Origin of the sequence: Heyndrickxia ginsengihumi (genome assembly GCF_011008565.1) — a bacterium.
Classification (GTDB): Bacteria; Bacillota; Bacilli; order Bacillales; family Bacillaceae_C; genus Weizmannia; species Weizmannia ginsengihumi.
Genome location: NZ_JAAIWK010000034.1, coordinates 1 through 12,647, shown reverse-complemented (window position 1 = coordinate 12,647; position 12,647 = coordinate 1). Strand labels below are relative to the sequence as shown.

The 12,647-nt window shown below is 33.7% G+C and carries 13 protein-coding genes; 4 read left to right on the top strand and 9 right to left on the bottom strand.

Features of this window, described 5'->3' with window-relative positions; all coding sequences use genetic code 11:
• Window positions 1-9 precede the first annotated feature (9 nt).
• The 5 genes from G4D61_RS18550 to G4D61_RS15960 form a co-directional block, all read right to left on the bottom strand.
• Window positions 10-711: a hydantoinase/carbamoylase family amidase gene (locus G4D61_RS18550; RefSeq protein WP_367613789.1), complete on the bottom strand. Its 702-nt coding sequence runs from the start codon at window positions 709-711 to the stop codon at window positions 10-12.
• Window positions 712-722: 11 nt separating this feature from the next.
• Entirely contained in the window at window positions 723-1,235 is a 513-nt protein-coding gene (locus G4D61_RS18545) for a M28 family peptidase (RefSeq protein ID WP_367613788.1), read from the bottom strand.
• 877 nt (window positions 1,236-2,112) lie between these two features.
• Window positions 2,113-2,991, bottom strand: a complete 879-nt coding sequence (locus G4D61_RS15970; protein ID WP_035355313.1) for a LysR family transcriptional regulator — start codon at window positions 2,989-2,991, stop codon at window positions 2,113-2,115.
• A 419-nt stretch (window positions 2,992-3,410) separates the two neighbouring features.
• On the bottom strand, window positions 3,411-3,875 hold the full coding sequence (locus G4D61_RS15965; RefSeq protein WP_163174371.1) for a DUF8821 family protein: 465 nt from the start codon (window positions 3,873-3,875) through the stop codon (window positions 3,411-3,413).
• Between the two features lie 21 nt (window positions 3,876-3,896).
• Window positions 3,897-4,382 (bottom strand): GyrI-like domain-containing protein, encoded by a 486-nt coding sequence (locus G4D61_RS15960; RefSeq protein ID WP_163174369.1) that lies wholly within the window; start codon window positions 4,380-4,382, stop codon window positions 3,897-3,899.
• 109 nt (window positions 4,383-4,491) lie between these two features.
• Here G4D61_RS15960 and G4D61_RS15955 point away from each other — a divergent pair, with 109 nt between their 5' ends.
• Window positions 4,492-5,454 (top strand): helix-turn-helix transcriptional regulator, encoded by a 963-nt coding sequence (locus G4D61_RS15955; protein ID WP_163174367.1) that lies wholly within the window; start codon window positions 4,492-4,494, stop codon window positions 5,452-5,454.
• 424 nt (window positions 5,455-5,878) lie between these two features.
• Here G4D61_RS15955 and G4D61_RS15950 read toward each other — a convergent pair whose 3' ends face one another.
• The 4 genes from G4D61_RS15950 to G4D61_RS15935 form a co-directional block, all read right to left on the bottom strand.
• Window positions 5,879-6,835, bottom strand: coding sequence for a tRNA dihydrouridine synthase (locus G4D61_RS15950; protein WP_163174365.1), 957 nt, complete (start codon window positions 6,833-6,835; stop codon window positions 5,879-5,881).
• A gap of 775 nt (window positions 6,836-7,610) precedes the next feature.
• Window positions 7,611-8,402, bottom strand: coding sequence for a toll/interleukin-1 receptor domain-containing protein (locus G4D61_RS15945; protein WP_163174363.1), 792 nt, complete (start codon window positions 8,400-8,402; stop codon window positions 7,611-7,613).
• Window positions 8,374-9,069 (bottom strand): hypothetical protein, encoded by a 696-nt coding sequence (locus G4D61_RS15940; RefSeq protein WP_163174361.1) that lies wholly within the window; start codon window positions 9,067-9,069, stop codon window positions 8,374-8,376. The genes G4D61_RS15945 and G4D61_RS15940 overlap by 29 nt, the downstream gene beginning before the upstream one ends.
• 1 nt (window position 9,070) lies before the next feature.
• Window positions 9,071-10,276: a hypothetical protein gene (locus G4D61_RS15935; protein ID WP_163174359.1), complete on the bottom strand. Its 1,206-nt coding sequence runs from the start codon at window positions 10,274-10,276 to the stop codon at window positions 9,071-9,073.
• Between the two features lie 629 nt (window positions 10,277-10,905).
• On the opposite strand from G4D61_RS15935, the gene G4D61_RS15930 reads away from it, so the two are divergent.
• From G4D61_RS15930 to G4D61_RS15920, 3 genes are all read left to right on the top strand, one after another.
• Window positions 10,906-11,073 carry a helix-turn-helix domain-containing protein gene (locus G4D61_RS15930; RefSeq protein ID WP_163174357.1) on the top strand — a complete coding sequence of 56 codons (168 nt, stop codon included), beginning with the start codon at window positions 10,906-10,908 and terminating at the stop codon, window positions 11,071-11,073.
• Complete coding sequence (locus G4D61_RS15925; protein ID WP_163174356.1) at window positions 11,070-11,336, top strand: hypothetical protein; 267 nt, start codon at window positions 11,070-11,072, stop codon at window positions 11,334-11,336. The genes G4D61_RS15930 and G4D61_RS15925 overlap by 4 nt, the downstream gene beginning before the upstream one ends.
• 89 nt (window positions 11,337-11,425) lie before the next feature.
• The gene (locus tag G4D61_RS15920; RefSeq protein WP_163174354.1) at window positions 11,426-12,268 is read left to right on the top strand and encodes a hypothetical protein; all 843 of its coding nucleotides are present in this window, start codon (window positions 11,426-11,428) and stop codon (window positions 12,266-12,268) included.
• Window positions 12,269-12,647 lie beyond the last annotated feature (379 nt).

The following is a 12,647-nucleotide window of genomic DNA, read 5'->3' as shown; positions in this document are numbered from 1 at the left end:
TTCTTTCTCTTAATTTAATTTTTTATCAAGATCTAATACAGTCTGTAACAACACGTTAACTCCATTAGTGCAACTATCTATTGATGTATACTCTTCTTCACAATGGCTTTTTCCTTCTTTACTAGGAACAAAGATCATTCCTGTAGGCATCATTTTAGCTAAAAACTGTGCATCATGACCGGCTCCGCTATACATTCGTTTATAGGAATAACCTAATGCTGTTGTACTAGTCTCTACAGAATCAACAATGGAGTTGTCAAATATAACCGTCTCCCTTTCCCAGAGCACTCGTCTAAAAATTGTGCAACCTGTCTTTTCTTCAACATTTTTAATTTCTTGTTCCACTATAGTCATTGCTTTTTTTATGATATCCTCTGATTTATGACGTACATCAAACGTAAATTTCACTTGATCAGGAATTACCGTATGCAAATTTGGAAAAATATCAAACTGTCCAATTGTAAAAACTAATTCTTCATCAACCGTTCTAAGAAAATCATTCAATCTATCAATCAAGTGAGCAGCAGCCATTAATGGGTCTTTCCTCATCTGCATTGGAGTTGTACCTGCATGATTTGATTGCCCACGGACAATAATCTCCAAACAATTCATACCAACGATTCCCTCAACTACTCCAATGTTTTTGTTTAGTGCTTCTAAAACAGGTCCTTGTTCAATATGCAATTCAAGATAAGCAGTTCCGTCTTTCAATCTGTTTTCTGCTAACCCGTTAAATCCACTTTGTTCAAGAGCCGATTGAAATTAATTCCTTTTCTATCCTTTGTGAAAAAAATTTTCTGTTCTTCATAAACGCCAGCCAATACTCCAGAGCAAAACATTGCAGGTCCAAAACGTACTCCCTCTTCATTGGTAAAATCTGCAACTACAATCGGATGACGAAGTCTTATCTGATTTTCATGAAGAACTTTAACCACCTCATAAGCACCTAAAATCCCCAAAATCCCGTCAAAGTTTCCACCTTTTTCTACTGAATCACCATGTGATCCTAATATAATCGGGGGTAAATCTTCCTTTCCTTCATAAGTGCCATAAATATTACCTAAATCATCAATAGATACACGTAAATTTATTTCCTCCATCATTTGAATTAATTGAGTACGTGCATCTACATCGGGTTGTGTCAAAGTTAAACGTGTAACTCCTCCATTTTCACTTTTTCCAAAATGGGAAAACTTAAGTATAGATTGTTGTAACCTTTTCAGCTCACAATTCATTCAGCTCACTCCTTTAACCCACTATAATATGTCACTTAATATATCACGGAAATTACACAAGATTCAATATTCGGTATTTTCGTAATTCTATTTGAAAACGGACGAAAACATTATTAAATCAATGCTTTTTTTAATAATGTTGTACGCATATCAAATATTTAAATAGTGCCTATTACTTATAGTTATAACTTAAGCTATTCGCGCTCACACCATAATGTATCATTTCATAACATGACGAGTTATAAATATATTCAGATAATCTATTATTCCAATTTTTTTCTAAAAAACTATACTAAGATCTTTCTTCCTATTTCAGTGTTGAAAATTCCCTTTACTAAAAACAAGAGGCTAGACAAAACTCAAAAGTGGTTAACCAAAGACGAACATTGAAATACGCAAACTCCCGCGGGAAGATAGGCATCCCCGGCCGCCTGCGGAAAGTGAAGTATATTTCCAGAGCAAGTTAGATCACAATATTCAGGGGTTCTTTAGTTAATATATTTTTGTCCTAGCCTCCTCAATTATTCGGTGGAAACATTTAGTGTAGTATAGTCAGTGAAGAGCAAAAGTTGGCTGTCTATTCACTTGAATATTTTAAAACAATTTATCAATTAACACATAAAATGTAAGGAAGGCATGAGTTTATAGATAGAATGTTCAATAACAGCATAAATAAGGAAGATTTAACGAAGTTGAATTTAAAGTAAAAGTTGAGATCATGAAAACTGCCATCTTCAACTCTTCAAATATGTAAAATTCCAGTTAAATAAAACGTGGGGTTACTATTTTTTAGTTTTGCTAGTATATAGCTAACCTTAGTAAATAATAAAAATAAGATATCACATATACAAATAAAAATTCATTTTACGGTAAGAATTTATCGATTACACCAATACTCTTTAACATGTTCCTGCAGTGATTGAATAAGTGGGGAGGAAGCTTTTTCTTTATGGTAAATCATGGATGTTTGAATATACATTGGTTCAAAATCATTTTCCACAAGTTGTAATTTTCCATTTTTTAAGTCCTGAAAAACGATATCATTAGTTAATGCCGAAATACCAACACCTTGAAGCACTGCACTTTTAACCGCTTCTAAATTACTAAATTCAATAGTACCTCTAATTTTCAGCTTGTTTTTTACCAAGTAATTATCTAGTAATTGTGCATATGGACTTTTTGTTTTATAGCATATTAGAGGATAGTTCTTCATGATTTGCTTAAGGGAATATCGTTCCGCTAAAACTGGAGAAATGACTAAAACGATTGGATCACTTGAAATCTTATATTCAAGTATATTTGGATCTTTAATATCTCCTGAAATAAAGCCAACGTCTATCTCATTACTTTGAATGCCATCAATAACCTTCAAAAATTCCCATGTATAGATTTTCATCTGAACAGATTGATTATATTGATAAAATTGTGAGATAACGGGCTGAAGATTATTAGTGATAATAGAAATATCTGCCCCTATTTTTAATAGACTTTCATCCTTTTCATACCGTCTCATTTCATTGGCCATCTCTTCAACTACAGAGAAAATTTTCGTTGTATATTTTTGTAAAGCATCACCCGCTGGCGTTAAGTACATTTTATTCCCAATACGAATAAATAACTTTACATTTAGTTCTTCCTCCAGTAATCGAATTTGCTTGGTCACAGCTGGTTGAGAAAAACTTAAATGTTGTGCTGTTTTACTATAGTTCAAAAACTGGGCAGCATAATGAAATGTTTGAAGGTTCCGAAATTCCAAATAAATCTCCTCCTAGAATCTATTAAAACAATTATACCTACTGATTATCGGATGTACATAAATATTTTTTTCACAGTTAGACGGATATTCGCCAGCAAATACAAACGAACCTGATTGGTAGAGTATTAAAAACGCAAACGACAAATGGCACATAAAATAAGCAAGAAAAGGACCGTACCGCTTAACTTTATTTCACAAGAATGAACCAAACCAAAACTGAAAAAAATTTGCTAAAAAAAGCCTTGCACAGAAAGAACCCTGAAATCGGTAATGAAATCAGGGTCGTTCGATTAATATATTAAAGTTATTAAAAATATCCTCATCCATTGGGGCTTCTAGCTAGTGAAAGTTGTTTTTAGAAAAAAGCATGACCAAATACAACAAGCGGCTGGATTTCTTAACATTCACTTTTGCTTACTTTAATAGTCTCCTTTAATGACAAAAAATGAACCCCGAATTGTTCCAGCTAGTTTAGACTTTTGCCTAGCAAACTTGAATTTCCCTTCAAGTTCCTTTGGTACCTCCATCCCCTCAGAAAGCTTAAAACCAACGGCCCGTTTCTTAGGATCATCAACTGTATACATAACATTGACCTCAAGACCATCCTCATAAAAAACGTAAGCAAATTTGATATTTTCCACTTGAAAATGCGATGTTTCTAAAGGTTGGGCCGCAAACTCAATATCACGTTCCTCTTTTAAAATTCGGTTTACATACTCAAGAGTCTCCTTGCTTTCGCTAGCTGGTACAACCGTAAAATCATGCTTGTATTTGTTCATAAAGTAACGGGCTTCATTAGCACGTAAACCAGCAAGCGCTTCTGCAACAGGTGAAGACTCTAAACCAATAGTAGACACATTTTTAAAATCAACAATATAGGACATTTCCATCATCCCTTTTTCTCTTTATTTCTCAACAACTGGAATCCACATTTCACCATAAACGAAGCCGTTTCGCTCTCCCATCTTAACCGTTGCGTTTGGCCCACCAACATAGGCAACATTCTTTACTTCTGGCAGCACTTGACCAAAGGCAATACCAGTAAGTTTATTATTTAATTCATCAGCTGTCTGTGCTTCCCCTTTAACAACTAGATATTGCCCCTTAGGGAATTGGATGACTCTGGCTTCTTCTAATGTTGGTGTTGAATCCTCTACCATGACGCCAGCATAATACATCATCTTGTTATTCACTGCTTCGTTCACAGCAAAAATGTAATCATTTATCGCCATGGCTTTTAATGTGTCGAGCCTTCCATCTTGGCTGACAGCTTGCCAAAAGTCTGCCTTTTCCTTGTTTATGCCAGCAAAATCCGTGTAATGACTCTTAAGCTCAGTTCCAAGACCGAAAACGATAAAACTGTCTTTTTCTTCTAAAGTATAATCTGCCATATTCAAAACCTTCCTTTTTCTAAATTAATCAAATGACTTGTCTTCTTCACTTGATGGATATATGATAACTTTAAATGATGTCAAAAAATGATACTGTTTAGGAGCCGCCATGAAAAAAGTTGAACGAATTAATGTTATCATGCGGTATATCAACAACCGCTCCCATTTTACAATTTCTGAAATCATGCGAGAATTTAACATCTCCCGCTCGACAGCTATTAGAGATATTAGGGAAATTGAGGCAATGGGGATGCCACTCGTCTCTGAAGTTGGAAGGGATGGGGGCTATTTTGTCATGCATAACTCTGTCCTGCCCGTTGTCCGCTTTACCAATAATGAGGTCAAAGCTCTTTTTATTGCCTTTATGGCCACAAGAAATCGACAACTCCCCTATCTAAAAAGCCGTCAGTCATTGGCTGAAAAATTACTAGGCCTCATCTCAGAAAATCAGCAAGATGATCTCGTTCTTTTAAATCAAATCTTGCTTTTTGAAGGGACTAATCCCAATAATCCAGACCTCCTTGAGCTTTCAGACCTCCCCCATCCCATGTTAGAAAAACTCATTGAAATTGTTCTTTTGGATAGCTATTTATTGATTACGATCAAGGAGGAGAAGGATATAAAGTCTTATCCAATTTACCTTTTGCACCTATATCATGAAAATGGTCTCTGGCTGATTGAAGGCTTTGACTTAAAGGAAGAAAAGAAAAAGATTGTTCCTGTCGATTATCTCACCGATGTCAAACCCTACCAGACGAAGGAAAGATTAAGTAAGAAAAAGATTTTAGAAAAAATAAGCAAACAGGAAGAAGTCATTAACTTTGTCGTTGAACTTGGGCCAAAAGCAATTGCTCAATTCAAAAAATACCATCCTTTAAAAGTTTCAATATCCTATACGAATCCTTACCAAACTACAGCCATTCTAAAGACGTTTATCAATGTCAACAAGCCTGAAGAATTGGCCGAAATAACAAATTGGCTGCTTTTTCTCGGCGAAGATATCAAAGTCAAAGAAATGCCAAAGGAGGTCTTAAAAGTTTTACAAAAGAGATTAAGCTTATACTGCCCATAAGCAGTGGAATTAAAACCCAACATTCGAGCTTGACCAAGTGACAGATATCCCCTATCTCTGGACACTCAGAGAAAACTTGTTATCTTTCGGCTGCTTCTCGAAATTTCTCAAACAATAAACAAACCCTTCATACAAATGTTTGAAGGGTTTCTTACTTGCTAGCTTTAAAAGCCACTGTATTTTCAATATCAATATAACTTAGTAGTCCGTTTCAAGAGACGTAAAAATTGAACTCCAAATGGATTAACTGTCATTCTTTTGTACATTCAAATGTAAAGACCCTTAAATCGGAAATATGTATTATTCCTATTTAAAGGCTTTTCGCTAAAAAGTTCTTTTTTGCAGCAATATCTTTATAACATTTTTGAAAAGGGGAGTTGAGAACATATCATTCTACTATCTCCCCATCCCATTAATATTTTTTTCACTGGAATTTATCGAGTAATGCACGCACATCATCAGTTGACTCTGTACTCATCAATTGATTTCTTAATTCACTCGCCCCTCGAAATCCTCGGACATATATCTTAAAAAAGCGACGAAGAGGTTTGAATGGACGTGGTTCAAATTCTGATGAATATTTATCGTGGAGATCAAGTTGCAATCTTAATAGATCAAGCAATTCCTCACTACTATGCTCTTTCGGCTCTTTTTCAAAGGCAAATGGATTTGTAAAAACACCGCGCCCGATCATAACCCCATCAACGCCATATTGTTCAACGAGCTGCAAGCCAGTTTGACGGTCAGGAATATCCCCATTGATCGTCAAAAGTGTATCTGGTGCGACTTGATCACGAAGTTTCTTGATCTCTGGAATGAGCTCCCAATGAGCATCTACTTTGCTCATTTCCTTTCTTGTCCGCAAATGAATAGAAAGATTGGCAATGTCTTGTTTCAATATATGTGTTAGCCAGTCCTTCCATTCGTCTATCTCCGTGTAGCCAAGCCTTGTCTTCACACTTACAGGCAATCCTCCTGCTTTTGCTGCTTGTATAATATCTGCAGCGACTTCCGGACGGCGGATAAGGCCGCTTCCCTTCCCTTTGGCTGCCACATTAGGCACAGGACAACCCATATTAATATCCACACCTTTAAACCCAAGTTTCGCCACACCAATACTCATTTGGCGAAAATATTCGGGCTTATCTCCCCATATATGTGCGACGATTGGCTGTTCATCTTCTGTAAAAGTCAACCGGCCACGCACACTTTGATTTCCCTCTGGGTGACAAAAACTTTCTGTGTTTGTAAACTCTGTAAAAAACACGTCAGGTCTGCCTGCTTTACTCACTACATGACGAAAAACAACATCCGTCACATCTTCCATTGGTGCAAGTATAAAAAATGGTCGTGGTAAATCACGCCAAAAATTATCTATCATATTCAAACTCAAATCCTTTCATGATGGGATTCTAGGTCAAACTCTTGTCCCAAAATTAAAAAGCAAAAATGTTCCTGCTTCATTTACACTTATAGCATGCTTAAGCACTTTTTATCAAACTATAGTAAATTTCGAACATTATAAACTTTACTATTAACAACTAAAAAGTGCAAAGAAAAGTGAGTAGGAAAAGACAATTCGGGCCACAGAGCTAAGTAGATTAGCCGGGCTTCTACATATTGTCGGCAATATTCTTATCAATAGGCGGGACTTTTCCTACTTCCCTGTCTCAATTTGTGAAAAAAACTGTGAAATTATTGGATTTAGTAGTAAAAATTGGAATCTATTTCTTTAAGATTTTGAACAGAAAAAGATCCTGATATCAGAAATGTTTATTATTCCGAAACAGGATCTGTTCATTATGAATAATGAATGTTTTTTTAGACAATTACATCTAAGAAATAATTTGCAAGGCATGTTCAAAATGGTCAATGACCATTTTGAACACATCCCTTTCTTAAAAACTCTTCTATATCAAGGATAATGACACTACACACTCCACATGCGTAGAGTACATTTCACGCACACAATCAAAGGCGACTATAACTACTACTTAAAAAAAATAAGCGGTAATTTTACCACTTATTAATGAGATATTATCCTCAGTCACTCCCAAATAAAAAACAGCCCTTTGAGAAGACTGTTTTTTAGTTTATATAACTAACTTATATTATCTAAAAAAGTGAAATAGTCTTTAGAGATCAAAAACCTATCCTTAATTTTTCCATACTTTATTTCCTGTTTCTAAAGGAAGCGCCCTAATAATCTCTCTAAATGCTTCAAGTTGTGAACTTGGTTCTTTATATACATATTTTCTTAACAATCCAGGAATTTCTCCTGTTTTGCCATCTTGATCTTTTAATGCCAATGTGATAATAGCGAACTTGTCACCTTTTTCTTTTTGTTCATCTATGGCATAATCTACTTCGTCCTCTAGATAATCTTCATCTTTAAATGATGGAGTAACAAAGAATATAGCTGCACATGACTCTTTAAAACCTTGGTATATTCCTCTATTCAACTTTGTTCCAGCAGCCATTGCGTCTTCATCTAGCCATGGATCAAACCCTAATTCTTTTAGTAGTTGAAAATACTCTCTAACTAGTGGTTTATCCGCACCTTTATGACTTAAAAAGATTTTCTTTGGGGCATTAACTTCAATTTCCTTTTTTGTTGCTGAGAAACTCACTATAAATTTTGAGTCATCCAATGCTGGTTCATAGTTAGGCTTAAGAGTAATATAGCTCTTCATCCATTTACATTCTGAAAACACATTAAAGTTTCTCTTAATTTTCTCAAGATCAAATATAAAATTACCATCTTCCACGTTTATCCAATCAAATTCCTTGGATAGACTAGTAACTTTTAATAAATATTCCTTCTCTGGTATATGTTTGAAGTCTAGTATGAAATCTATAGATAATCCATCATATTCATGCCAAGGTTGGTGACCCATTTCTTCTAGTTTATACCCGTCATTAGTAGTTGCTATTGTTATTTTCCTCATATCCTTCTCCTTTATTAAAATATAATAATTTTCTATTTGTTTTATAAATATAAATTGAAAAGCTTTTAATTAAGTTCTGATACATCTTGAAATCAATATAATCACTGAACTGAATTACATTAGGAAACCTAAGTGTGAGAACAGCGTTTAATTTAAGAGGTTGGAATTTAAGGTATCTAATGTGAATATCGCTAAAATTAATGATGTTTCTATATTCAAAAGTTTTATTTATAAAACTTCCAGTAAAGGTTTCTGCTTCAAACTCAGAAATGTCCTCACCTTCAATATTTATTTCTAGGAGGTTATTACTAAAATTACTATTAAAGATTGAGTCAACAAAATATTTGTTTGTTACATGTATCTTAGATATATACTTACTTAGTTTTGACTCAATTTTTTTAAGTAAAGGAGTATATTCAAATACGTCTTCAACAAACATCCACATCAGATTATTTATGATGTAAATCTGAATATGATCATTATTTTGATCAACCCGAAAAGAATACATACTATTATGTATTTTTTTATCTAAGATATTTACATTAAAATAAATCCCTTCACTTATCTCAATTTCATCTATAAGTCCTCTAAGCATTATCCAAAAATTTTCCTGATCCTTAAATGCATATAGCATAGCCTCATAAAAAAAATTATTATTTGTTTCCATCTTAACTAAGTCCTAACAGTTTTTTTATGTTATCCTCATTTCTTAATTGTGACTGACCATAGTTAGATATGAATACCCTAGTAAGCTCACTATATGCATTCTTAATAACATTTCGAATATTGTAATCGCTATTTTTAATAAAAATTCTTAGGGAACTTTTCCTATCATTAATCATTCCTACCGTAACAAGTTGTTTACTAATATCCCCCTCATTATCCACATGATTATACTCAATAATAAACTCTATATCATAGATAATTCTATTACTAAGTATTAAGTCCTTTACAACTTTATTTTTGAGTAAATCTCCTCCACCATAATTTTGAGAAACTATTTTGGATTTTGCGTCTTTTCGGTTGATAGTATCTTCGTGATCAAGAGTAATATTTACACATTCAAAACCACTAAAAGAAGAACTTGGTGCGTCTAGTTCTAATAAAATATCGAGTAGTTTAATAGTATTTGGATGAACAGAGTTCTCTTCTGTAGCTGCCGTAAAGTCATCATTAAAAGTAAGACTTAGATTTTTGCTCATCTTTGGAGGTGTTATATAGAGCTTTTCAATATCCAATAGCTCTTGCAGAAATTCTTTAATGATTGTTTTTATTGCATTATAAATAACTGTATTTGTTGTTTGAACATATACAATACTTTTGTCAAAGTGCACCTCAACTTTTGCTCTTTTTTCATCGTTATATTTTATACTGAACATACTTTCTTTATCAAAAATAAACTTATCAGTATGTTTTGTTACTAAAAATGTAGCACTCTGATTATTCAATTCTAGAAACTCAATCGTTTTATCATCCTTAACCTCATTCCAGTCTTTCAAAAATGTCTCTAGACCTTCTTTGGTAATAGTTGGCACATCAGCTTCAAAAGAGAAAAAGAAGCCATCTGTACTATCAATATCAGGATTAAAAGCCTGACTTCTTAACTCATTAAATAGCCTTTCATTAAACATTCCTTTTTTAAAACCGTAAATGAGATATTGTATTAACTCCATTTTCTTCTTTATAGTGTCACGATCAATAGAAATATTGAAACTTCCTATAATATTTAAAATCTCAACTTGATTTAATGTATTTAATGAATGGATGATAGTATTCATTTGTTCATCCGTAGGATTAAAAATATTACTAATATTACATTCCCTACCATCTTCTTCTAAATTTACATTTGCTATATTATTGACATCATTAGCCAAGGTTATCCCTCCCACTTCCCAACAGTATAAATATACCATATTTTACCGCACAATCCGACTAAATGTCTAAGTAAAAATTCTGAAATTAGTATTGTTGCTTTATCGTCTGTTAATAATTAACATTTACTTTCTCATGGGTGGGTATTTATGTTGGAATTTGTGTACTAGCCAATATATTTATGTTACTAGGAGATCACATCACTAGTTGACACTCACCTGACCCACTACCGAATAAATTGATTATGTTCTAATCAATAACTGCAGCCCTTGTTCTCTCTGTACCAAATTTTTATAAATTTAGCTTGTACGTCATCACCAACCTATCTCAATTAAAACCTTTAAAATGGGTGCCCCTTTTCTCATCTAGTCATTTTTTCTGAATACCCTTTTTAGTACTGTTACTATCTACTAAGAATTATACTTAGATACCTTCATTATTCTATATAAAATACCTACGTTCGCTCCCCTTCAACGCCTAAAATATCTTTTCTTTTGACGTACATCTCCCCTATTTTGTTAGCACAATTTTTAACAGAATTAGAAAGATTTATTCTGCTTTACGTTCTTTGTTAATTTTTTGTTTTCCTTTCTTATATTGTTAATGAAGTTAAATTGAAAGGATGGTTTAAATGAAAGTACTTACTGTTAACGATGTATCTGAACTACTCAAACTATCAAAATGCAAAGTCTATGCTCTTGCTAAGAAAGGAGAAATTCCAACTGTTAAAATCGGTGGGTCTATCAGGGTTATTCAAGAAGAATTAGAGTACTTTTTAAAAGGTGGTGAGGTCAAGTGATAATTAAAAATTTTTCTCACACACTTACCCTCGAACAAGTTGCAAGAGTTCTTGAGAAGTTTAGAATTGTTTTCACAGTGGAGGGGGTTAAGGCAAAGATACAACTGCAACAACTAACTGCCATTTCTAAGCCATATGAGGATAGGAGGTATTCTGGTTATCCCTACTTAGTTCTAATTAGTTCTTTAGTAGATTACTTGAGAGATAAAGGCTATACAGATGACGAAATACAGAACGCTTTACCTTACGGTGCTGAAATCTAATCCCCCACCTTTTCGGTGGGTTTTTTAGTGCAACTTTTAAGTTACATGGAACGATTACTAAAGAGATTATTAACTTAGGAGGTTAAACCATGGGAATAACATTTACAAATGAGCTACCTAATGGAATAAAGCGAGGATATGATTACGACACAGGAGAAAAAATGATTTCAATTCCTGATAATGGGGAGTTTCTAATTACTTCTAGAAAGAAAGTCAATGCTTACAAAGATCTTATCAAAAATTCTAGGGAACAACCATCTTATACATGTTCTAATATGGACAGTATAAAAGAAGTGATAAGAACACTTGAAGAAAAACACTGTGGCTACCTTTTATACCTTCAATGTTTTATGGACTTTGGAGGACTTCTTATTAAAGGCAGTAAATATAAGGATCCTATGAATAAAAATGATATTCAGAAGGTATTAGGTCTGGGCAGAACCACCTTTAGTTACTTTTTTAACACAATGATTAAGAACGATATTATACACCTAGAAGGTGAGCACTTTAGGGTTAATGCCAAATACCATTGGAAAGGTGATAGTAATGTAACTAACCTTATCAGGTCTTATACTACTACTCTAAAAGAGTTATATAAGTCAGTCAACGCTAAGGACTTAGGATTTATATACAAGTTACTCCCATATGTCCATAAGGAAACTAACTTCTTATGTGAAAATCCTATTGAAAAAAATCCTTTGCTAATCAGACCTCTTAATAAGAAAAATATTGCCAGGATTGTTGGTGTAGACGAAAAGACAGTTTACAGGAAACTTCTCAAACTTAAACTAAGCGATATGTATGTATTTGGTGAGGTAAGCAAAGGGGGAGTAAACAATGCTTACATGATAAATCCCTTTATCTTTTATAGAAAAGGGGGGAAACCTGACAAAACCTTAAAGACTATCTTTCTATTTAACCCCCAAAAATAGGGGTTTTTTTTATCGACTTATCGGGCATTTCTTGAACATAAACATTATTTTATCGGGCATTTCTTGAACCTCAAAAAAGCCCCTTTATCCCTAGAGCCACAGTGCTCCCATAGTTTTCACTTAAGAGATTTCTTTAATATCAGTTAGATACAATATTTTTAATAAGTAGATACTTCCCTTTATCCCCCTCCGCTTTGCTACGTTGGATAAAGGGAACCAATCAACGAGAGTCGCTATCGCTCCTCTCTTTATTCTTTACCTCTAAATCTTAATAAATATCTATTGAATCGGCTACACTAAGTTGGACAGATACTATAAGGGCTAGTACACTTAACATACTAACCTAAGGGAGCGTGCTATTATGCCACGTCAACGTCGA